14 protein-coding genes and 2 pseudogenes are annotated in these 22,902 nt (G+C 70.0%); 6 read left to right on the top strand and 10 right to left on the bottom strand.

All coding sequences use genetic code 11. The annotated features are described in order from the left end of the window. The first annotated feature begins 50 nt into the window (after positions 1 to 50). On the top strand, positions 51 to 1,043 hold the full coding sequence (locus J4H86_RS20385; RefSeq protein ID WP_236539480.1) for an IS481 family transposase: 993 nt from the start codon (positions 51 to 53) through the stop codon (positions 1,041 to 1,043). Between the two features lie 553 nt (positions 1,044 to 1,596). On the opposite strand, the gene J4H86_RS20380 is transcribed toward J4H86_RS20385, so the two are convergent. The 5 genes from J4H86_RS20380 to J4H86_RS20360 form a co-directional block, all read right to left on the bottom strand. Beyond that, a complete protein-coding gene (locus J4H86_RS20380; protein ID WP_236539514.1) occupies positions 1,597 to 2,232 on the bottom strand; it encodes an MBL fold metallo-hydrolase in 636 nt (211 codons plus the stop codon). Positions 2,233 to 2,388: 156 nt separating this feature from the next. Continuing rightward, the gene (locus J4H86_RS20375) at positions 2,389 to 3,387 is read right to left on the bottom strand and encodes an adenylate/guanylate cyclase domain-containing protein (protein ID WP_236539512.1); all 999 of its coding nucleotides are present in this window, start codon (positions 3,385 to 3,387) and stop codon (positions 2,389 to 2,391) included. 137 nt (positions 3,388 to 3,524) lie between these two features. Continuing rightward, positions 3,525 to 4,040 carry a PH domain-containing protein gene (locus J4H86_RS20370; protein ID WP_236539510.1) on the bottom strand — a complete coding sequence of 172 codons (516 nt, stop codon included), beginning with the start codon at positions 4,038 to 4,040 and terminating at the stop codon, positions 3,525 to 3,527. Positions 4,041 to 5,054: 1,014 nt separating this feature from the next. After that, on the bottom strand, positions 5,055 to 5,921 hold the full coding sequence (locus J4H86_RS20365; RefSeq protein ID WP_236539509.1) for a biotin--[acetyl-CoA-carboxylase] ligase: 867 nt from the start codon (positions 5,919 to 5,921) through the stop codon (positions 5,055 to 5,057). Between the two features lie 107 nt (positions 5,922 to 6,028). Next, positions 6,029 to 8,623, bottom strand: coding sequence for a phosphoenolpyruvate carboxylase (locus tag J4H86_RS20360; protein WP_269134593.1), 2,595 nt, complete (start codon positions 8,621 to 8,623; stop codon positions 6,029 to 6,031). An 814-nt stretch (positions 8,624 to 9,437) separates the two neighbouring features. Here J4H86_RS20360 and J4H86_RS20355 point away from each other — a divergent pair. The 4 genes and pseudogenes from J4H86_RS20355 (at position 9,438) to J4H86_RS20340 (ending at position 14,568) form a co-directional block, all read left to right on the top strand. After that, a complete protein-coding gene (locus tag J4H86_RS20355) occupies positions 9,438 to 11,039 on the top strand; it encodes an acyl-CoA carboxylase subunit beta (RefSeq protein ID WP_236539507.1) in 1,602 nt (533 codons plus the stop codon). Next, a complete protein-coding gene (locus J4H86_RS20350; protein WP_236539505.1) occupies positions 11,036 to 11,272 on the top strand; it encodes an acyl-CoA carboxylase subunit epsilon in 237 nt (78 codons plus the stop codon). The genes J4H86_RS20355 and J4H86_RS20350 overlap by 4 nt, the downstream gene beginning before the upstream one ends. Before the next feature lie 84 nt (positions 11,273 to 11,356). After that, positions 11,357 to 13,115: pseudogene (locus tag J4H86_RS20345) on the top strand (acetyl/propionyl/methylcrotonyl-CoA carboxylase subunit alpha). Between the two features lie 181 nt (positions 13,116 to 13,296). After that, on the top strand, positions 13,297 to 14,568 hold the full coding sequence (locus tag J4H86_RS20340) for a chemotaxis protein CheA (RefSeq protein WP_236539503.1): 1,272 nt from the start codon (positions 13,297 to 13,299) through the stop codon (positions 14,566 to 14,568). 187 nt (positions 14,569 to 14,755) lie between these two features. Here J4H86_RS20340 and J4H86_RS20335 read toward each other — a convergent pair whose 3' ends face one another. After that, positions 14,756 to 16,147, bottom strand: coding sequence for an NAD(P)H-quinone dehydrogenase (locus J4H86_RS20335; RefSeq protein WP_236539501.1), 1,392 nt, complete (start codon positions 16,145 to 16,147; stop codon positions 14,756 to 14,758). Positions 16,148 to 16,275: 128 nt separating this feature from the next. Here J4H86_RS20335 and J4H86_RS20330 point away from each other — a divergent pair, with 128 nt between their 5' ends. Continuing rightward, the gene (locus J4H86_RS20330) at positions 16,276 to 17,103 is read left to right on the top strand and encodes a purine-nucleoside phosphorylase (RefSeq protein WP_236539500.1); all 828 of its coding nucleotides are present in this window, start codon (positions 16,276 to 16,278) and stop codon (positions 17,101 to 17,103) included. Between the two features lie 914 nt (positions 17,104 to 18,017). Here J4H86_RS20330 and J4H86_RS20325 read toward each other — a convergent pair. From J4H86_RS20325 to J4H86_RS20310, 4 genes and pseudogenes are all read right to left on the bottom strand, one after another. Beyond that, a complete protein-coding gene (locus J4H86_RS20325; RefSeq protein WP_236539499.1) occupies positions 18,018 to 18,575 on the bottom strand; it encodes a PH domain-containing protein in 558 nt (185 codons plus the stop codon). Positions 18,576 to 18,589: 14 nt separating this feature from the next. Further along, complete coding sequence (locus J4H86_RS20320) at positions 18,590 to 19,687, bottom strand: adenosine deaminase (protein WP_236539498.1); 1,098 nt, start codon at positions 19,685 to 19,687, stop codon at positions 18,590 to 18,592. A gap of 697 nt (positions 19,688 to 20,384) precedes the next feature. After that, complete coding sequence (locus J4H86_RS20315) at positions 20,385 to 21,626, bottom strand: M20 family metallopeptidase (protein ID WP_236539497.1); 1,242 nt, start codon at positions 21,624 to 21,626, stop codon at positions 20,385 to 20,387. Then, positions 21,613 to 22,868: pseudogene (locus J4H86_RS20310) on the bottom strand (glutamate--cysteine ligase). Before J4H86_RS20310 ends, J4H86_RS20315 begins: the two are co-directional and overlap by 14 nt. Positions 22,869 to 22,902: the final 34 nt, after the last annotated feature.

Below are 22,902 nucleotides of genomic sequence, written 5' to 3'. Positions count from 1 at the left end.
TCCGGTATCGATGGGGATTGCGACATCATCACCGGACCGGAAGGCCCTCGATGCCTCACGCTACCCATCCCAACGCCAAGCTCGCACCGGCTGGCCGCCTGGCATTGGCCCGCTGCATTGTCGAGGACGGATGGCCGCTGCGCCGGGCCGCTGAACGCTTCCAGGTCTCGGCCACCACCGCCCAGCGCTGGGCCGCGCGCTACCGCACCGGCGGCCCAGCCGCCATGACCGATGCCTCCAGCCGTCCCGCCCGCTCGCCCCGGCGCACCTCCATCCGCCGTCAGCGCCGCGTCATCAAACTCCGCCACCTCAACCAGTGGGGACCGGCCCGTATCGCCGGGCACCTGCACATGCCCGCCTCTACCGTCCACCGCATCCTCACACGCCACGGCTGCGCTCGCCTGGCCCACCTGGACCGCGCCACCGGCCGCACCGTGCGCCGCTACGAACGCGCCCGCCCCGGCGAACTGGTCCATGTCGACGTCAAAAAACTCGGCTCCATCCCCGACGGCGGCGGCCACCGCGCAGTGGGCCGCCACGCGGGAGTACGCAACAAGCAGGCAGCCACCACCGCCCGACGCAACGGGTCCCCGGTGATCGGCCACAGCTACCTGCACACCGCCCTGGACGACCACTCCCGCCTGGCCTACACCGAAATCCTGGCCGACGAACGCAAAGAGACCGCCACCGCCTTCTGGCAGCGCGCAGCGGCCTACTTCGCCTCGGTGGGCATCACCGTGGAGCGGGTCCTGACCGACAACGGGTCCTGCTACAGATCCGGTCTGTGGCGCGAAACGCTGACCCAGACCCAGATCGCACACAAGCGCACCCGCCCCTACCGGCCCCAAACCAACGGCAAGGTCGAACGCTTCCACCGCACCCTGACCGACGAATGGGCCTACGCCCGCCCCTACACCTCAGAGACCCAACGCCGCCACGCATTCACCGGATGGCTGCACCACTACAATCACCACCGCTTCCACACCGCCATCAACGGCCCACCCACCACCCGCGTCACCAACCTCACAGGACAGAACACCTAGGTCGTTTTTTGCGGGCTTTCGGGTGAGGGGGTGGCCGTCGCCCCTACTGGGGCCGCTGCGCGGATGGTGCCCCGGCGGGGCCCGGGCTTCGGCTCGTAGGACGATCCGTGAGGGGCATCCTTGATTGGCTGTTCGAAAGGATCGACTCAGGCGAACGTCGTCCTGGCGGGCGCGAGCCTCCAGCACCTCCAACAGCGCCCCCCAACAGTGCCCCACAAAAAGAGGGCGCAGCGGTGCAAAAACACGACCTAGCGGGGAGTGATCCAGGTCGGCGCCGTACCCGCCACGTGGGCGACGTCCCACTGTGCCGGTGCTAGGGCGCCGGCCTTGGTGGTCACGGTCCTCGCCCCACCGCGAGGCGGGCGAGCGGTGGATCCGCCCAAGCGCCGCGCGGGCCCCGTTCGTCCACAGGATGTGCATATCCGACGCGAGTGCGGCCGGAGGACAGGACGCACGCGGCGCCCACCCTCGGCGAGTGCCCGAGGCGGGAATCTGGGTCCCTTTCAGCGCTGCCGAGGGCGCCCGACGACAAGCGGGAGGGGCCGCGGCCGGGTCAGCCGGTCTCCACGTCGCCGGCGATCCGTTGGGTCACCTCGGCGAGGGTGGTGGGTGCACGGTGTCCGGGGCAGACGATGGTGTCCCCGGACAGGCCCCGCAGGCGCGCCTGTCCGGATTGGGCGGGGATCGTCATCCCACACGGGTTCTCCTCGCCGGGAGCGGCCGGGGTGGGGAGACTGTCGCCGGTGAACACCACTCCGAGCTCCGGGGCGTGCACACAGACCGATCCGGGGGTGTGCCCGGGTACCTGCACCACGCGCAACTCGATCGCTCCCACCCGCAGGATCTCGCCGTCCAACAGCGGCGCGTCCGTGGGGCGGTCGGGGTACATCGCGTTCCACAGGGGCTCGTCGCCGGGGTGGAGCAGGACCGGCGCGTCGGTCAGCGCGGCGATCTCGGCGGCGGCGTCGATGTGGTCACTGTGGCCGTGGGTGCAGAGGATCGCCATGACCTCCCGGTCGCCCAGGGCCCGCACGATCTCGAAGTGGTCGAGGGCCGGGTCGATCAGGATCACGCGGCGGTGCTCGCCCACGATCCACACATTGGTCTCTACGTCCTGGACCACGCCGTCCCGCCGGACCACGCCCGACGTGACGACGCGGTCGACTGCGGTACTCGGTGTCTCGACCATTTCACGTCCTCCGTGTCAAACGGCAGGTCTCCCAATCCTCGCAGGTGCTCTACCGGTTCGTCACCGGGCGCGCCGATCCCGCTGCGGACCGGGTTCGCCGCCGGGAACAGGATCCCGGGCGTGGCCCGCCGCCACCGCGCCTCCGCGGAGGTGTGGTCAGCGGCCGTCCGCGCCGCGACGAAGCACGTAGGGACGGATCCGCCCCAAGCCGTGGGCGTGGCGTTCGCGCACCCCCACCAGCTCGTATCGGGCATCCCCTTTCAACAGGTTCGCCACGTCCTGATCGGCCAGGATCGTGCCCGGCTGGGCGAACGAGGTGAGACGGCTCGCCCGGTTGACGGTGGTGCCGAACACGTCGCCCAGGACCGCGAGGACGGGGCCGTAGGCGAGGCCCACCCGAATGTCAGGGACACCGGCGTGCGTCTTGATCCCCTCCGCGAGGCGCAGCGCGATCTCGGCCGCCGCCTCCGCGGTCCCCGCCGCGTACAGGATCTCGTCGCCCAGCGTCTTCACCAGCCGCCCACCGGACTCCGACACCAGGTCGGCGGACGTCCCCTCGAACTCCTCCACCAGCGCCGCGAGACCGATCTCGTCGAGGTCCCGGCTGAGCGTCGTGTAGGAGACGAGGTCGGCGAACCCAACGACCATCGGGTAGTAGTTGGGCGCGGTGTCGTCCTTCGCCGACTCCCACGCGCTGAGGGTACGGGAGGCCGCCGCCGCCATCTGCCGGCGCCACACCGTCGCCATCAACGACTCCATCGCCGGCAGGAGCTCCTTCGCCCGCGCCGGCAGCGGGCCGATCTCCTCGGCCCCACTCCCCCCGCCCTCGCTGTCCGGCAGGGTGGCGAGCACACTCACCTGCCACTCGGCCATCCGCGCCAGGGACTGGCCCATGGCGCGGGCCAGGCGCACCGCGGCTTCCTCATCGACGACCCCGGCGTCCAACAGAGTGGAGACCGTCCGCAGCGCCTCCACGTCCGCGTCGGTGAAGCGTGCCTGGCCGTCGTTCTTCGCGGCGAAGCCCAACGCCCGCCATAACCGCAACGCGAGGTCGGGACTGACTCCGGACCGCGCGACCGCCTCGTCCCGGGTGTACCGCGCCGGACCACCCAACAGGGCGGAATCGATCTCTGATTTGTCGGAACGCGGCGACATTCGTTCTCTCGTGTTCGAGGCGTGGAAGGTTTGGTTGGGCAGCGGAGACAGGCGAATCACCGGGAACACGTGTTCGCCACTGACGGTTTATCTGGCACGGACGTCGCAGTCAAGCGCCATCCTCATGACGAACCGACTCACGGCGAATGCCGCGGGGACTCGGAGTGGGCCGCGGCCACCTGGCTGTAGATCGTGCTCTGGAACCAACGAGCGTGCGGCACGTACTTGAACCGCATAACGCCCTGCTCGGAGGCTGACTGCACGTGCAGCGTGCCGTAGCGCAGCAGGCGGCCGAGCAACGGGACCGAGAACGAGACGTCGTTGATCCGCGCCAGCGGGATGTCCCGACCGTGTTTGGCGATGATCCCGAACCGTTTGAGCAGGCGCCGGTCACTCAGGATGAACAGCGTGCTGCGCCACTTCAACAGCGGGACGAACCAGAAGATCACAACGGCCAGTACGCCGATGCCGATCAGCACGTAGGTGGCGATGGACGCCCAGTCCTCACCGGCCGGGAGAAGCCACACGCCCACCGCGACCACGGCCACGATGATGAGCAGCGCCAGGAACTCGCCGATGAGCAGACACCAGTGCTGACGGGTCGCATGCACCAACCGCTCGTCGTCGGCAAGGTAGCGCTTCGCAGAACCCACCACTCCAATCTAAACCATGGTCACGCTCCAGAACCTCCACTATCGGAGAGTTTTCCCGCGTGAGCTGGCCTCGGCGGTGTTTGTGGGCACTTGTTGTGGTGGGTGGCGTGGGAGGCACCGCTCCGGCGAGCGGCCGGGACCCGCACAGGGGGATGCGGCGGGGCTTCCCGGCCCGGAAGAGCCCGCGTCTCGGGCCTCCGTGGAGGCTGGGTGGGCTCCGCCCCCGCCAGGTACACGTTGGGGTCGGGAGGAGTAACGGGAGGGCACGCATGCGGCGTCATCCTGGCCTGGGGCCCATGGGCGCACGGCCTCTAGTACACGTGGCGCGGTGGCGGACCGAACGCGGTGACCCGACCGCCAACGGTCACGAGTACGCCCCGCGCGGCCAAGCCCAGAAAAACCCACCACTCCAGCCAGGACGAGCGCCGACACCCCCACGGGTTCGGGTGCCTGGGGCCGGCTGGGACGTCGGTGGTCACCATCGCTCAGATACCCCATCGGTCCGCGGGGTTCCGCTGGAGAAGCACCGTGGGGCACCCAGGGGGATCCTTGCCCCGCACGCGTGGGGGTGGTCCCACGTACCAGCCTCGATCCCGAAGGCGATCCAGGTCTGTTCCCCGCGCGGGGATGGTCCAAGGCGACAGGGAACAGGTGCCCTGCGACGCTGTCTGCTCCCCGCGCGCGGGGATGTTCCCAACTGGGCCTCCGGCCCCACCTTCCCCACCGGCCCGCTGTAGGTCCGCTCCCCGCGCGGGGACACTGCTCGTGCGCCCCCACACGCCGCGCACCCCGCGAACTGGAATCGTGGCGAGCGGGCCCCCGAGCGGCCCTCGTTGATCGACGGAAACCTCGGCGGGCTCGTCTCCCGCGGCTCCTGACCACCCGCGTGTGTGCCTTGCCCGCACACCCCCGCGCACGCCGCCACCAGGAGTGCCCCGTGCTGCGGGCTCCCTGTCCGCGCCGGGCTCGGCGTCGACGACGCGGCCGGCACCCCCGCCCAGGGGTCGCGCTCCCTCAGCGCAGGTGGACGATGTCCCCGGCGCTGAAGGTCTCGCTGCCGCCGTCGTCACGGCTGACCACGAGGCGTCCCCCTGCGTCGACGTCGCGCGCCGTGGCCTCGACGTTCCCACCGGCCGGCAGGTGGATCCGGACCGGACGGCCGAGCGTGGAGCACTCGGCGCGGTAGCGGTCCCCGAGCCCGGAGCGTTCGGGGTCGCCGGCGGCGTCGACCCAGGCTGTGTACTCCTCAGCCAGCGCGGCCAGGATGGCGCGCAGCAGACGGCCACGGTCGACGTGCTCGCCGGTCTGCTCCCACAGCGACGTCGCTCGGGGGGTGGGGAGCTCCTCGGCGCTCTGGTGCACGTTGGTTCCGGCGCCCACCACGATCGCGGGCGGGGTGTCGCCGACGGTCGCCGTTTCGGCGAGGATGCCGACAAGCTTGCGTTCGTCGTCGGGTGGCCCGGCCAGCACGTCGTTGGGCCACTTGAGACCCAATGCCGCGCCGTGACCTGTGCCGCCCTTCCCCCGCTGGGACCAGGTGGGCAGGCCGCTGACCTCGGCGATTCCTCGTACCACCGCCAGCCCCATGAGCAGGGGCAGCCAGCCGAGCCGGGTCGGCGGCACCTCGGGACGCAACAGGACCGAGAAGGTGAGGGCAACGCGCGGCGGAGTGACGAACGTACGGTCCAGGCGACCACGGCCCGCCTGCTGGTGTTCCGTGACGAGCACGGTCCCCTCGGGCGCACCCTCGCGGGCCCGCTCCACCAGGTCGGTGTTGGTGGACCCGGTGGCGTCCACCACGGTCAGGTCCCGCCACAGTCCGCCCGGGTACACCGTCGCCGAACGCAACGCCTCCCCGTCCAGGGGCGTCAGCCCGGTCATTCGCACGTCGCTCCCCTTCTCCCGCCCGTCGGTCGTCGTCGACCGGGCGGTCCTCCTCGCGGTCAGGTGTGGCGCCCCGCCTTCGGATCGGGGCGCCGCCGCGTCGGCTACCCGGTGTTCTGCAAGCCGGCGGCGACACCGTTGACGGACAGCAGGAGCAGACGTTCCAGTTCCTCGGGGGTTTCGCCGTCGTCACCGTCCTTGGCGCGCAGGGCCTTCAACGCCCGCAGTTGCAGGTGACTCAGGGCGTCGACATAGGGGTTGCGGAGGTCCACCGCGCGGGAGAGGACCTGGCGGTTCTCCAGGAGTCGCTGGTGTCCGGCCACGTCCAGCACCAGGTCGCGGGTGCGGTCGTACTCCTCCAGGACCCGGCTGGTGAGGTCGGGACGCTCGCCGAGTTCGAGGTAGTGGCGGGCGATCGTACGGTCGGTCTTGGCGAGGCTCATCTCCGCGTTGTCCAGCAGGGAGGCGAACAGCGGCCACTCCCGGTAGGCGTCGCGCAGGGCGTCGCGGTCGTCGACCGCGGCCAGGCCGCTGCCCAGTCCGTACCAACCGGGCAGGTTGACCCGGGTCTGGCTCCAGGCGAACACCCAGGGGATGGCGCGCAGGTCGTCCAGTCCCCGTGCGGCGGAGCGGCGGGCGGGGCGTGAGCCGAGTCGGAGGTCGCCCAGTTCCTCCAGGGGGCTCACCCGGGAGAACCACTCGGCGAATCCCTCGGTGTCGACCAGTGCGCGGTAGGCGTCGCGGGACGCCCGCGCCACCTGGTCGGCTGTGGCACGGAACCGTTCGGCCGCCCGTTCGGCGCGCTGCTCCACGCTGCCGGTGGAGGCCATGAGCACCGCGTGCCCCACCTGTTCCACGTGGCGGTGCGCGATCGCCCGGTGGCCGTAGCGGGCGAAGATGACCTCCCCCTGCTCGGTCACCTTGAACCGGCCGTCGACCGAGCCGGGCGCCTGGGCCAGCACGGCCCGGTTCGCCGGCCCGCCACCCCGACCGAGGGCGCCACCACGACCGTGGAACAGGGTGAGGGTGATGTCGTTGTCCCGCGCCCATCGGGTGAGGCGTTCCTGCGCGTCGTACAGCAGGAGGGTGGCGCTCACGGGGCCGACGTCCTTGGCCGAGTCGCTGTAGCCGAGCATGACCTCCAGCCGGCGGCCGGTCTGGTGCAGCCGCTCCCGTACGCGGGGCAGGCGCGTCATCCCGTCGAGGACGTCGGTCGCGGCCTCGAGGTCGGCTCCCGTCTCGAACAGCGGGATCACGTCCAGAACGGGTGGCCGGCCGCCCGGAAGCGCGTGGTCGGCGAGCTCGTAGACGGCCGCCAGGTCCTCCGCGCTCTGGGTGAAGCTCACGATGTAGCGCCGGCAGGCGTCCACACCGAAGCGCTCCTGGATCCAGGAGATCACGCGGATGGTGGCGAGAACCTCCTGGGTTTCCTCATTCGGCTCCTCACCGTTGCGGAGTTGGGCCAGGGCACGAGCGTGCACGGCGCTGTGCTGGCGGATCTCCATCTCGGCCAGGTGGAAGCCGAACGTCTCGGCCTGCCAGATCAGGTGCTGGAGTTCTCCGTAGGCCTGGCGCGGCGCACCCGCCTCCGCCAGGGACGCCTGCACGGTACGCAGGTCGGCGAGGAACTCCTCCGGCCCGGGGTAGGCGAGGTCGGCGTCACGTTCGCGGGTGGCCCGCAGCCGTTCGGTGGCGAAGAGCAGCAGTTGCCGGTGCAGTTCCTGCGGGGACCGCTTCTGGACCTCCGCGAACAGCCGGGGGTCAGCGGCCTCGGCGGCCGCAAGCGCGGCGCGCAGTCCTTCGTTGGCGGGGGTGAACGCCGTCCCCGCCGTCTGGGTGCGCCCGATCCGACCACAGGCGCGTTCCAGCGCGCGCAGCACGTGCTCGGCCTGGATACCGATGGCCTCGCGGGTGACCTGGTGGGTCACGTTGGGGTTACCGTCCCGGTCGCCACCGATCCAGGTCCCGTAGCGGACGAACGGCCCGGTGCGCGCGGGGCGCCGCCCCACGTTCGCCGGGTCAAGGGCCGTGTCCAACGTGCGGTAGATCTCGGGGACAACGGAGAAGATGGTGTTGTCGAACGCGGCCATCGCGGTGCGGACCTCGTCCAGCGGATCCAGCCGGGTGTAGCGCAACTGGGTGGTCCGCCACAGCAGGTCGATCTCCTCAAGCAACCGCCGGCTGGCCTCGGCCTGGGCGGAGCTGCCCGGGTGAGCGTCCCGCAGCGCGTCGAGGTGGGCGCTGACCCGCTGGATCCCCGTCGAGACGGCACGACGGCGCGCCTCGGTGGGGTGCGCCGTGAGTACGGGGTGGAACTCCATCCCCCGCACCAGCCGGGTGAGGCGCTCCTCGCCGTGCTCGGCCCGGATGTCGCGCACCGCGGCGGCGAGCGACTCGCGAGCGGGCCGCTCGGCGTCGTCACGTTCCCGCAGCGACCGGATGCGCTGGTGTTCCTCCGCGAGGTTCGCCAGGTGGAAGTACACGGTGAACGCCTGCGCCACCGCATCCGCCCGCTCCAGCGGCCACGACGACACCAGTTCCGTGACCTCGGAGTCCTCGACGGTCCCCGCCCGCACCCCGATCACGGCGCGCCGAAGCCGTTCGACGTCTTCCAACAGGTCGGCGCCACCGGACTCCGCGATCACCGTACCCAGCATCTCCCCAAGCAACCGCACGTCCCCGCGCAGTTCCTCCGGCATCTCCTGACGTGCGGTGTCGCGTTCAACACTCCAGGCTGTCATAGCCCCAAGCCTAGATCCTGCCCCCTCCCCCCGTCGCGCCCCGGGGTACACGGTGCGGCGCCTCAACGGCGCTCGCGCACCCACGGCGGAACCGGTGCGCGCGGGACATCCCCCTGGGTCGGACTTACACCATGTACACCGCCCCCTGGCCGTCGTTACACCCCTGCGCGCGGGGAGCGGATTGGATGCTGCTGCTGCGGCTGATCGGGGTTCCGGGATCATCCCCGCGTGCGGGGAACGGACGCGCTGGCGCCGGTGGTACTCCGGGTGGCCCGGGGACCAGCCCCGCGTGCGGAGAACGGACACCAAGTACTTACCGTGCGCGTGGTCGACCGCGGGACCATCCCCGCGTGCGGGGAACGGACGGATTGCGCCTCCTTGCTTCGTGATCTGAGGAGGGACCATCCCCGCGTGCGGGGAACAGACTGGAAATTGACGCGGAATCGATTGGTCGTGGCGGACCATCCCCGCGTGCGGGGAGCAGACTCGCGGGCCCAACGGGCCAGCGTCCGCGCCGTGGGACCATCCCCGCGCGCGGGGAGCAGACACTTACTGACCAGCGCATTTACCACTGGTAAGTGCCGGATTTCCTTACTTCTCGAAAATCAGACATATCGGACCGCTGGTCTCTCGTTCGGCCTGCGGGCGGCGTTCCGTCATATGACTACCGCGTGGGGGCTCGTGAGGCAACGGGTTGCGCGGCCTCAACACGCCGCTGTTAAGCGCTCCCGGCTCACCACGGATTCTGGGGCCGGGGCTAGGCTGAGTTGCCATGGCAACGCAAGCTCCTGAGCCGCCTGCCGCGGGCGAGATCGATCCGCACACCACTGCGGGAAAACTCGCTAACCTTCGGCGGCGCCGCTATGAAGCAGTCCACGCGGGATCCGAGAACGCGATCGGGAAGCAGCACGCCAAGGGGAAGATGACGGCGCGGGAGCGGATCGACGCGTTGGTCGACCCTGGCTCCTTCGTCGAGTTCGACGCCTTCGCGCGGCACCGGTCCACCAACTTCGGCCAGGAGAACCAGCGGCCCTACGGGGACGGGGTCGTCACCGGGTACGGCACGGTCGACGGACGTCCGGTGGCGGTGTTCAGTCAGGACTTCACCGTGTTCGGTGGCTCGCTGGGGGAGGTCTTCGGCGAGAAGATCTGCAAGGTGATGGACCACGCGCTGAAGACCGGGTGCCCCGTCATCGGGATCAACGACTCCGGCGGCGCGCGGATCCAGGAAGGGGTCGTCTCCCTCGGGCTCTACGCCGAGATCTTCCGGCGCAACGTGCACGCCTCCGGCGTCATCCCGCAGATCTCACTCGTGCTGGGGCCGTGCGCCGGCGGCGCCGTCTACTCGCCCGCCATCACCGACTTCATCGTCATGGCCGACCAGACCTCGCACATGTTCATCACCGGACCGGACGTCATCAAGACGGTGACGGGTGAGGACGTGGAGTTCGAGGAGCTGGGCGGCGGCGCCACGCACGCGGCGACGTCCGGGGTGGCGCACTACAACGCCACCGACGAGGCCGACGCCCTCGAGTACGTCAAGGGCCTGCTGAGCTTCCTGCCGTCCAACAACCTCGAGGACCCGCCCGCGTTCCCCGCCGTGGGGGTCGCCTCCGACGAGGCCGACACCGACCTCGACACCTTCATCCCGGACTCCGCCAACCAGCCCTACGAGATGCGGACGATCATCGAGCACATCCTCGATGAGGAGGACTTCCTGGAGGTCCACGCCGCCTACGCGCCGAACATCGTGGTGGGATTCGGCCGGGTGGAGGGCAATCCGGTCGGGGTGGTGGCCAACCAGCCGATGAGCCTGGCCGGCACCCTGGACATCGATGCCTCGGAGAAGGCCGCGCGATTCGTGCGCACCTGCGACGCGTTCAACGTGCCGGTGCTCACCCTGGTGGACGTGCCGGGATTCCTGCCCGGTACGGACCAGGAGTGGAACGGGATCATCCGGCGGGGCGCCAAGCTGCTCTACGCGTACGCCGAGGCCACGGTGCCGCTGGTGACGGTGATCACGCGCAAGGCCTACGGGGGCGCCTATGACGTCATGGGCTCCAAGCACCTGGGGGCCGACATCAACCTCGCCTGGCCGACGGCGCAGATCGCGGTCATGGGGGCGCAGGGCGCGGTCAACATCCTGCACCGGCGCACCCTGGCCGAGGCCCAGGACGTGGAGGCCGAACGGGCGCGACTCGTCCAGGAGTACGAGGAGACGCTGCTCAACCCCTACAGCGCCGCCGAGCGGGGATACGTCGACGCGGTCATCATGCCGTCGGAGACCCGGGCGTCGGTGGCCAGCGCGCTGCGCAGCCTCGCCAACAAGCGGGAGACGCTTCCGCCCAAGAAGCACGGGAACATCCCCCTGTGAGCGGCGACGACCAGAGCGCCCACGCTCCCACCCCACCGCTGCTGCGGGTGGTGCGCGGCGCCCCGACACCCGAGGAGATCGCGGCCCTGGTGGCCGTACTCTCCGCCCGCGCCTCGTCCACGCCGACAGGTTCCCCGTCACCCCGGTCGGCCTGGGGACGTCCGGCCGCGCGGGTGCGGGAGCCGCTACGTCCGGGGCCCGGCGCGTGGCGGGCGAGCGGACGGTCACGATGACCCGCTCCGGATCCTCCCAACTCTCGAGACTGTGTCCACAGCGCGGCCGTGTGGCCGCGTCGCATCAGGAAGGCGGAACCACCGGTGCGTAAGGTCCTGATCGCCAATCGCGGCGAGATCGCGGTGCGGGTCGCACGCGTGTGCCGACGCCGGACTGGGCAGCATCGCGGTCTACGCCGACCCCGACCGGGACGCCCTGCACGCGAAGCTCGCCGACGAGGCCTACGCGTTGGGTGGGGAGACCGCCGCGGAGACCTACCTCGACGTCGAGAAGATCCTCGGGATCGCGTCCTCCTCGGGGGCGGACGCGGTGCATCCCGGCTACGGCTTCCTCGCGGAGAACGCCGACTTCGCCCAGGCGGTGCTGGACCACGGCCTGACCTGGATCGGACCGCCTCCGCAGGCGATCCGCGACCTCGGGGACAAGGTACGGGCCCGGCACATCGCGCAGCGGGTGGGCGCACCGCTGGTGGCGGGTACCCCGGAGCCGGTGTCCGGTGTGGACGAGGTCGTGGACTTCGTGGACACCCACGGCCTGCCGATCGCCATCAAGGCCGCCTACGGTGGCGGTGGCCGGGGGCTGAAGGTCGCGCGCACCCGGGAGGAGGTGCCGGACCTGTACGAGTCGGCGGTCCGGGAGGCGGTCGCCGCCTTCGGACGCGGCGAGTGCTTCGTGGAGCGGTACCTGGATCGGCCACGGCACGTGGAGACGCAGTGCCTCGCCGACGCCCACGGCAACGTCGTGGTGCTGTCCACCCGTGACTGTTCGCTGCAGCGCCGACACCAGAAGCTGGTGGAGGAGGCCCCCGCCCCGTTCCTGACCGACGCTCAGGTCACTCTCCTCTACGACGCCTCCAAGGCCATCCTGCGGGAGGCCGGCTACGTGGGCGCGGGTACGTGCGAATTCCTCGTCGGCGAGGACGGCACCGTCTCGTTCCTTGAGGTCAACACCCGGCTCCAGGTGGAGCACCCCGTCACCGAAGAGGTCACCGGGGTGGACGTGGTGCGGGAGATGTTCCGGGTGGCTGACGGCGAGCCGCTGGGCTACGACGACCCGCCGGCGCGGGGCCACTCGGTGGAGTTCCGCGTCAACGCCGAGGATCCGGGCCGCAACTTCCTGCCCGCTCCGGGCACCATCACCGAACTCCGGCTGCCCGGCGGCCCCGGCGTCCGGGTGGACACGGGCTGTGAGCCGGGCTTCACGGTGCCCCAGGCCTTCGACTCCATGATCGCCAAGTTGGTCGTCACCGGGGCCACGCGTGGAGAGGCCCTCCAGCGGGCCCGCCGCGCGCTCGCCGAGTTCGAGGTCGGGGGAATGCCCACCGTCCTGCCCTTCCACCGGGCCGTGGTGACCGACCCCGCGTTCCTTCCCTCGGACCCCGACGCGCCGTTCTCCGTCCACACCCGGTGGATCGAGTCGGAGTTCCACAACGAGATCCCACCGTACGGGGGAACCCAGGAACCGCCCGAGGAGGAGGCTCCGCGCCAGCACGTGACGGTCGAGGTCGGCGGCAAGCGGGTCGAGGTCGTGCTGCCGGCGTCCCTGGCCGGCGCGAGCGGGGCGGAGCCCGCCGGGGCCCCGCGCCGACGCAAGCGTTCGGCGGCGACGACCGCGGCGGCCAGTGGCGACGCCCTGGTGAGCCCGATGCAGGGAACGGTCGTGAAGGTCGTGGCCGAGGACGGTGCGCAGGTCGCCGAGGGTGACCCGGTCGTTGTCATCGAGGCGATGAAGATGGAGCAACCACTGAGCGCCCACCGGGGCGGCGTGGTGTCGGGCCTCTCGCTGGCCGCCGGGGACTCGGTCGCCAGCGGCGCCGTGGTCTGCGAGATCAAGGACGTGTGACGGGTGGGCGGGCACGGCGTTCATCCGTGCCCGCCCACCGCACGACCCTCGGTCTCGGGCGTCTCCTCGAGGGTTCCGACGCCGCCACAGGCCGTGATTCCTGTGTCGGATGGCACTCTCGGGAACTTTCGCCGGCACTCGTTCGTCAGGCACACAGAGAGCGAGGCGAGAGGAACGAACCATGAGGCGCCGACTTGTTTTCCTCGCACTGCCCACGGCAGTGCTGGCCGTGTTCGCGGCCGCATCCCCCGCCGCCGCCGACGCGCCGGCCGCGAGTGATGTCGCGCAGTCCCTGAACAGCGACGCGGTCTACGTCGAGGACAGCATCACCGACGTCTTCCCCGAAGCCGAGCTGGACGCACTGCGCTCTGCCGCCGACGAGGCGGAAACCGATACGTACTTCGTCTTCCTCCCATCGGAGACCTTCAGCTCGCAGTCGAGCGCGAACGCGTTCCTGTCCGAGGTCGCCGATGATGTGGGCGACGGTAACTACGCCATGTTCGCCGGCTCGCAGGGATTCGCCGCCTACTCCACCGAGTTGGGTGAGCGGGACCTGGGCCAGGCTGAGCAGGCCACCGAGCGTGCGTACCAGCAGACCAGTGGGAACCAGATCGACGCGCTGGTGGAGTTCGCGGACGTCGCGGACGCGCAGGCGACGTCGGGGCCGATCTCCGGTCCGGGCCTGGCGCTGCTGGGCCTGCTGGGTGTCGCGGTGGCCGGGGGCGGCTACTACATGTACAGCTCCAACCGGAAGCGCCTGGCCCGCGAGGCCAAGGAGCTCGAGGACATCAAGCGCATGGCGTCGGAGGACGTGACGCGCCTGGGTGAGGACGTCGCACGGCTGGACGTGGACCTCAGCAAGGTCGACGACCCGACCCGTGAGGACTACTCCAAGGCGATGGACTCCTACGACCGGGCCAAGTCCGCGCTGGACACGATCAAGAAGCCCGACGACGTTCGGGAGATCACCAACGCGCTCGAGGACGGCCGCTACTACATGACGGCGACCCGGGCCCGGATGAACGGGGAAACGGTGCCCGAGCGCCGCTCCCCCTGCTTCTTCAACCCCCAGCACGGCCCCTCCAGCCAGGACGTGAACTGGGCCCCGCCGGGAGGCACCGCCCGAATGGTCCCGGCCTGCGAGAACTGCTCCCGAGCGGTCATGTCCGGCGGTGACCCCGACGTGCGCATGGTCGAGGTCAACGGCGAGCGCCGGCCGTACTACGACGCCGGCCCGGCCTTCTCCCCCTACGCGGGTGGCTACTTCGGCATGAGCATGATGATGGGCATGTTCTCCGGCATGATGATGGGCTCGATGATGGGGTCCATGATGGGTGCCGGCATGATGGGCGCCGGCATGGACGGCGGCGGTGACATGGGCGGCGACATGGGTGGTGACATGGACGGCGGCGGGTTCGGCGACTTCGGAGACTTCGGCGGATTCGACTTCTGACCCACCCCACGCACCTGCGAGCGGCGCCTTCCCACCGGGGAGGCGCCGCTTTCGTATCGCCCGGAACCGGGCCGAAACGTGGGTGAGGCGAACCCGTCGAGGTCGTCGCGGCGGAAAGGCCCACGCAGGGTCAGCCCGATCCGGCGAGCGACCCCCAGTCAGCGCCGCGCGGCGCGACGGGGTTTCGTCAGTCGTCGGTGGCCTTCATCAACCGGCGCGCCGCCTCGGTGACGCTGCCGGAGAGGGACGGGTAGACGACGAAGGTGTGGGCGAGGTCGTCGACGGTGAGGCGTTGCTGTACGGCGACGGACACCGCGGTGATGAGCTCGCTGGCCCGTGGGCCCACGACCACTCCGCCGAGGACGATGCCCGTGTGCTGACGGCAGAACAGCTTCACGAAGCCGTCGCGGGTGCCGTGCATCTTGGCGCGGGAGTTGGTCTCCAGGGGCAGGTGGGCGATGCGGGCGTCCACCTTGCCGGAGGTCACGTCGGCCTCGGTGACGCCGACGCTGGCGAGCTCGGGGTTGGTGAACACGGTCGCCGCGACGGTGGACAGCTTCAGGGGCGTCACTGCCTCGCCCAGGGCGTGCCACATGGCGATACGGCCCTGCATCCCGGCGACGGAGGCCAGCATGTTCACCCCAGTGACGTCGCCGGCCGCGTACACACCGGGCGCCGAGGTGCGGGAAACCCGGTCCACCTCGATGAAGCCGCCCGAGTCGACGGTCACGCCCGCGTCCTCCAGGCCCATGTCGGCCGTGTTGGGGATCATGCCGACGGTCATGAGGCAGTGGCTGCCCTCGATGGAGGAGCCGTCCGCGAGCCGCACGACGACCCCGTCGCCGGCCCGCTCGACCGCCTCCGCCCGGGAGTTGCCGAGGACCTTCATGCCGCGCCGACGGAAGACGTCCTCGAGGACGGCGGCGGCGTCGGCGTCCTGGGTGGGCAGCACCCGGTCCCGGGACGAGACGAGTGTGACCTCCGACCCCAGGGCCTGGTAGGCGTTGGCGAACTCCGCGCCGGTGACACCCGATCCGACCACGATCAGCTTCTCCGGCAGGCTCTCCAGGTCGTAGAGCTGCCGCCAGGTCAGGATGCGTTCGCCGTCCGGCTTCGCACTGGGGAGTTCCCGGGGGTGGGCGCCGGTGGCGATCAGGACGGTGTCACCGTGGATCCGGCGGCCGTCGACCTCGACCACGTGTGGCTCGACCAGTCGGCCCTCGCCACGGATGATCTCCACGCCCTGGGCGGCGAGACGGTCGGCGATGTCCACGGACTGGGCGGTCGCCAGCCGTTTCACGCGCTCGTTGACCTCGCGGGCGTTGATCCGCACCCGCGGCCCGGTCTCCGCCTCCTCGGGCGTGCACCCGATGTCGATCCCGAGCTGCCCGGCGTCACGAACGTAGCTCGTACGCACCGACGTCGCGATCATGGTCTTGGAGGGAACGCAGTCGGTGAGCACACACGCCCCACCGATGCCGTCCCGGTCGACAACCGTCACCGTGGCGCCAAGCTGCGCCGCCACGAGAGCGGCCTCGTATCCTCCGGGGCCACCACCCAGGATCACGACTCTTGGCACGCCACATCCACCTCTCTCACGTTCGCGGCTCCCCGTCCATTGTCGGTGATCGAGGGAGTTCCCGCACCAAGAGCCCCCTGGCGTGGCGGTGTGTACAGAACCCACTACAGAACGTACACTTCGGAGATGTGAGCCAATCGACACAAGATGCGGCGACGACAACCGATGACGCCCAGGCACTCGCCGAGGAGGCAGCGGAGGAACTGCGTCGGCGGATGAATGTCGACAGCATCGACGCCGCTGTCGTCCTGGGGACGGGCTGGGGAGGCACCGCGTCCCCGCTGGGCGAGTCGGAGAACGAGGTGGTGGCGACCGAGCTCCCGGGCTTCGTGTCGCCGGTCGCGGCCGAGCACTCCCCCACTCTGCGCAGCATGTGGATCGGCGCGAAGCGGGTTCTCGTCTTCATGGGCCGCAACCACCTGTACCAAGGCATTGGCGCGGCGTCGGTCGTCCACGGGGTTCGGACGGCCATTCACTGCGGCGCCCGGTCCGTGATCCTCACCAACGCGGCCGCGACTCTGCGCGCCGACTTCGCGATTGGTCAGCCCGTCCTCATCCGGGACCACATCAATCTCACCGCTGCCTCACCACTGGAGTCCGGCGACTTCCTCGACATGGAGGAGGCGTACTCGCCCCGCCTGCGCGACATCGCGCGAGAGGTGGCGCCCTCGATCGCCGAAGGCGTGTACGCGGGCCTGCGCGGCCCCAACCTCGCCACCCCCGCGGAAGTGCGGATGCTGCGCACCTCCGGAGCCGACCTCGTGGGGATGTCGACGGTCCTGGAGACGATCGCCGCGGTCGACATGGGCACCGACGTCCTCGGCGTCTCGCTCGTCACCCACGTTGCCTCCGGAGAGGCCGGACCCACGGTCAGCGGCGAAGCCGTCCGACAGGTGGGCGCCCAACGCACGGACGAGCTCGCGTCCATGCTGCACCAGATCGTGCTGCGCCTCTAGGAAGTCCGGACCTTTCGCGCGACGTCCACCCGCGCCGCGAGGTCGCGACTGGGAACACCGGCCGATGCACCTGATCGGCGACTGGACAAGCCGGGGAGATCCACCCGGCGCCCGTCTTTAGCCAGCAGAGCCTGTGTATCGGCACGGCAATGCGCATCGACACGCCATGACGGGGCCCGGTTACCTACCCACCCGGGTGGCGATGGGCGGATCAGGGAAGGTCTCCTCCCGAGACCCCGCCATACCCGTCTTTAGCCAGCAGAGCCTGTGTATCGGCACAGCCCAACCACAATGCACACCCACACGCCATGACGGGGCCCGGTTACCAACCCACCCGGGTGGCAATGGGCGGATCAGGGATGGCCTCCTCCCGAGACCCCGCCATACCCGTCTTTAGCCAGCAGAGCCTGTGTATCGGCACAGCCCAACCACAATGCACACCCACACGCCATGACGGGGCCCGGTTACCAACCCACCCGGGTGGCAATGGGCGGATCAGGGATGGCCTCCTCCCAAGACCCCGCCATACCCGTCTTTAGCCAGCAGAGTCTGTGTATCGGCACAGCCCAACCACAATGCACACCCACACGCCATGACGGGGCCCGGTTACCAACCCACCCGGGTGGCAATGGGCGGATCAGGGATGGCCTCCTCCCAAGACCCCGCCATAACGCTCCTGTGTATCGGCACGGTCCAGCCACGGAACGCGTGCCGTCCCGCTGGCGTGTCTTTCCCGCTGTTTGCCGAGAGTGGCGAAACCACGGCAAGCGGCGGGGTCGTAAGGACAGGCCAGCGCCTTCGTGTTGAGGCGGTCCGCGCTCCGCCTCAACCTTAGGCGTGCCTAACCTAACTGGTGGGTCGTGGAGTGGTCAAGTGGGCACCGCACGAACACGGTGGCCCGTCGGAGGCGCTCGTCACGGCAGGACGATCACGACCAGAAGCGCGGCGAGCGGCACCACCAGTGCGACGAGGGCGAAGGGGGACCACACGAGCCGCACCGGGCCGGGCTCCCCCTGATCCAGGACGGCTCGACGCTCCGCGTAGTCGCGCAGCGTGTCGGCCATCATGTCCACGTCCCGGGGAGCCTCCTTCGTCTCGGTGGTTCCGGAGTTGGTGCTGTTGTTGCCTCCGAAGACGCTGAACTTGGGCCGGCGGCTCTTCTGTCGCAGCGCCCACGCCCGGTGCACCTCCTCGCCGACGTGCACGCGCAGCACGTCGGTGACATCGACCTGGGTCACGGACTTCCACGGGATCCACACGTCACGTAGGGGGTTGACGATGCGCAGGGTGTCCTCGGTGTGGGTCACGCGTGGCCTGAGCACCAGGACGTACACCACTCCGCAGCTCGCGACGAGTGCCGCCGTCGCCAGGTGCGCGGAGGGTCCGCTGCCCCGCACCGCGACGTCGACGAGGTTGCCCGCGGCGAACACCATCCACGCCAGGCCGAGACCCCAGGCGAGGGTGGAACGCATCGGTTTCCACGGCTTCACGTGCTCGCCCACTTCAAGGACGCGAACCCCGGCTTGATCACTCCGTTGATGAGGGCCAGCCGTTCGTCGAACGACAGGAAGGACGACTTCATGGCGTTGACCGTGAACCACTGGAGGTCGTCCCAGTCGTAGCCGAACGCCTCGCTGAGCTTCGCGAACTCCTCCGACAGCGTGGTCTGGCTCTGCAACCTGTTGTCGGTGTTGACGGTGACCCGGAACCGCAGGCGGCGCAGCAGTCCGATCGGGTGCTCCGCGACGGAGGCCGCCGCCCCGGTCTGCACGTTGGAGCTCGGGCACATCTCCAGCGGGACTCGGGTGTCCCGCACGTACCCGGCGAGGCGCCCGAGGGTGGCGTCACCGTCGGCGTCGACGGTGATGTCGTCGACGATGCGCACCCCGTGGCCCAATCGGTGCGCGCCACACCATTGCAGCGCCTGCCAGATGGACGGGAGACCGAACGCCTCGCCCGCGTGGATCGTGAAGCGGGCGTTCTCCCGCTGTAGGTATTCGAACGCGTCCAGGTGTCGGGTCGGCGGATACCCCGCTTCCGCTCCGGCGATGTCGAAGCCGACGGCCCCCACGTCGCGATACCGCACCATGAGTTCGGCGATCTCGCGGGAGCGTGCGGCGTGGCGCATGGCGGTCAGCAGGCTGCCGACGCGAATCGTGTGTCCCCGCCGGGCCGCGCGTTCCTGGCCCACCCGGAAACCCTCGAGGACGGCCTCCACCACTTCGGCGAGAGAGAGCCCCCCTTCGACGTGCAGTTCCGGGGCGTAGCGCACCTCGGCGTAGACCACCCCGTCGGCGGCGAGGTCCTCGGCACACTCGGCGGCCACACGCGTCAACGCTTCCGCGTCCTGCATGACCGCCACCGTGTGGCGGAACGTCTCGAGGTATCGCTCCAACGACCCGGAGTTGGAGGCGTTGGCGAACCACTCCCCCAGTTTGTCCGGATCGGTCTCGGGCAGTTCGGTGTACCCCGCGGCCTCCGCGAGCTCCACCACGGTCCGAGGGCGTACCCCTCCGTCGAGGTGATCGTGCAGGAGCACCTTCGGAGCGCTTCGGATCGACTCCACAGTGAGCGGCTCGTTCATGGACCCAGCATGCCAGGTCGCACCCCGTGGACCACAGACGGAATCGAGACCCCCTCGCGGCAGTGGCAGGTGGGGACCGCGCACACGCACGGACCGGGTGACCGGAGGCGACGTGACGCCACGCGAAGGTCGAGTGGCGACCACCTGGCACTGAAGGGAGCCCCGGCCGCGGCGAAGACCCGCGTTCGGACCTCCGAGAACAGAGAACCGTCGCAGCCCACCAGGCCCGACTCACACCGCCAGCCCTCCGGACCCCGCGACCCGCGAGCGGCGGTTCCGTCCACCGGATACGACAACCGGTGACCCCCGCGCGCGCGGGACCAGACGTCGGTTCTAGGTCGCGGTCCATAGCAACCACACCAAGTTCGACCAGACCCCACGTCTGCGCGACTACCTCCTGGCGACCCGCCAATGCGTCGTGGTGGCCCCACGGTGGGCCCGGAGCGCCTCTCGCGGTCAGGCCGGCACCCCCGGGGCCCCGCGGTTCCGACAGGCGGACTCCAGGGCGCTGGACAGGGAGAACACTCCTCCCGTCGCGATCGCCTCGGGAGGGAACCGCTGGGGAGGTGCGCGGTCGACCGCCGAAACCACGTCCGACGTTGGCGGATCGGGCGCCCCTGCCATGTCGAGGGGGCCACACGTCGCGTGTGGCCCCCTCGACGGAGAACGGATTGGCCGGCGAGTCTCGGCCCGCCGGCTACGGCAGGGCGCTGCCCTTGACCCGTTCGGCGGCGCTGGGGCGGACGCCTTCCCAGAGGGCGGTGAGGGCGGTGGCGGCCATCAGGCGGACCCCGACGCCGATGGCGCGTTCGTCGACGTCGAACGAACCGCGGTGGAGGTCCAGCATGGGGCGGTCGCCGGTGGGCCAGTGGGTACCGAGCCGGGCGTAGGCGCCGGGGCGTTCCTCGAGGTACCACGCGAAGTCCTCACCCCCGAGGCTCTGGGGGGCGGCGACCACGGAGTCCTCGCCGAGGACCTGACCGGCGGCGTCCTGGAACATGTGGACGCTGTCCAGCTCGTTGACGGTCGGAGGAACCCCGCGCTGGTAGGTCAGTTCCGCGTTCGCCGCGTAGGGGTAGACGACCGAGTTGATGGTCTCCCGGATGATGTCCGGCGCGTCCCTCCAGGCGTCCCGGTCGAAGCACCGCACCGTCCCCTCGAGGACCCCGTCGTTGGGGATGGCGTTCGCCGCGGACCCGGCGTTCATCCGCCCCCACACCAGGCTGAGGCTGGAGCGGGGGTCCACCCGCCGGGACAGCACCGCCGGCAGTTCCGTGACGACCTTGCCCATCGCGAACACCAGGTCACTGGTGAGGTGGGGGCGGGCGGTGTGGCCGCCCGGGCCCTCGAAGCGGACCAGCACACGGTCGCACGCCGCGGTGATCGGCCCGATGCGTAGGCCCACCTGACCCACCGGGAGGCGGGGGTCACAGTGCAGCGCGAACACCCGGTCCACCTCGTCCAGACCGCCGTCGGTGATGACCTCACGGGCACCACCGGGCAGCTCCTCCGCGGGCTGGAACACGAGGCGGACCCTCCCGGGCAGCAGGCCCGCACGGGCCTGCTGCGCCAGGAACATCCCCGTGCCGAGCACCACCGAGGTGTGCACGTCGTGTCCACACGAGTGGGCGACTCCCGGCACCGTAGAGCGGTACTCCACGTCCTTCTCATCGGGGAACGGAAGGGCGTCGATGTCGGCGCGCAGCGCGACGGTCGGCCCCTCCGCCGGCCCGATGTCACAGACCAAACCCGTGCCACATGAGAGGATCCGCGGTTCCAGATCGATCTCCGCCAGACGGTCCGCGATCCGTTGGGTGGTGCGGTGTTCCGCGAACGCGATCTCGGGGTGTTGGTGAAGATCGCGCCGAAAACCGATCAGCCCGTTCTCATGGCGTTCCAGGAACGCGCCGAGTTGCACGGGGAGGTCACGTGCCTGCATGCGAGGCTCCCTTGTCGATGGGTGAGTCGTTCGGTGCGCTGTCCCCGGGATGGGCCCCAAGGGATGGCACACCGGTCATGGGTTCGCGGTTGCCCTCCGCGAAGTCCGGCCAGAACGCGTCCGCGCGCATCTCCTCGGCCAGGACGTCCACGACGTCGTTCAGCGTTCCGCCCTGGTCCACGACGGCCCGTTGACGTTCGTACGAAGCACCCTGCGCCAGGAGCTGGGAGACCACGTTCAGGTCATCCGCGCAGCCGAGGCGGCGCGCGACGGGCTCCAGCTCCCGGAGGAGCTCATAGAGATCGTCGCGAAGGGGAACGGTGCTTCCGTGGTCGTCGGTGATGATGCGCGCGTCCAGCCCGTAACGCGTGGCCCGCCATTTGTTGTCCTTCACGACCCACGGCGCCGGGCTGGGCAAAGAGTAACCGCGGTCGAGCTGTTGGTCGAAGAGCTGCACCAGGCACTGGGTCAGTGCGGTCGCCATTCCGACCTCACGCAACGTCGGAATTCCGTCGAACACCCGGACCTCGATCGTTCCGAAATCGGGATGTGGCCGAATGTCCCACCACACCTCCTTGATGCTGTTGATCGCGCCCGCACGCAGCAACGTCTCCATGTAGCTCTCGAATTCGGCCCAGTTCGCCAACCGCGGTGGCGGCCCCGCCGTGGGAAGCGCGCCGAAGACGATCGACCGCGACGACGCGAGCCCGGTGTCGTGGCCGTTCCAGTAGGGGCTGGAGGCGGTCAGCGCCAACATGTGCGGCATGTAGTTGGCGAGCGCGTCACGATGGGAATGGCCTTCTCCGCGGACCGCACTCCCACGTGGACGTGCACCCCGAAGGTGAAAGCGCGCCGGGCGAGCCACTGGAGCTCGTCGATGAGCTCGCCGTAACGCTGGACGGGGGCGAGCGTCTGGTCCCGCCAGTCGTCCATGGGATGCGTTCCTGCGCAGAGCAGGGTCGCGGCGTTGCTCTCGGTGACCTCACGCAACCGGCCGATGGTCGACGCCAGATCCGACTTGACCTCCGAGACCGTCTCGCAGATCCCGGTCACCACCTCGATGGTGCACTGCATGAGTTCGTGCCGCAGCGGCGGGTGCACGGGCGCCTGGCTCAGGTCCTTCAGTTCCGTCAGCAGCCGTTCCGCCTCCTGACGCAGATGCCGGGATTGGGAGTCCACGATCAGGACCTCCCACTCCACACCGAGAGTCGCCCGATTCGAGGAGTTGAATTGGATACCCACCTTGCACCTCCGAGCAGTCGGATGCCGCCGCACA

It is taken from the genome of Spiractinospora alimapuensis (genome assembly GCF_018437505.1).
Lineage (GTDB): Bacteria > Actinomycetota > Actinomycetes > Streptosporangiales > Streptosporangiaceae > Spiractinospora > Spiractinospora alimapuensis.
The sequence above is the reverse complement of the archived record's forward strand: the minus strand, read 5'-3'. Positions and strand labels throughout refer to the sequence as shown.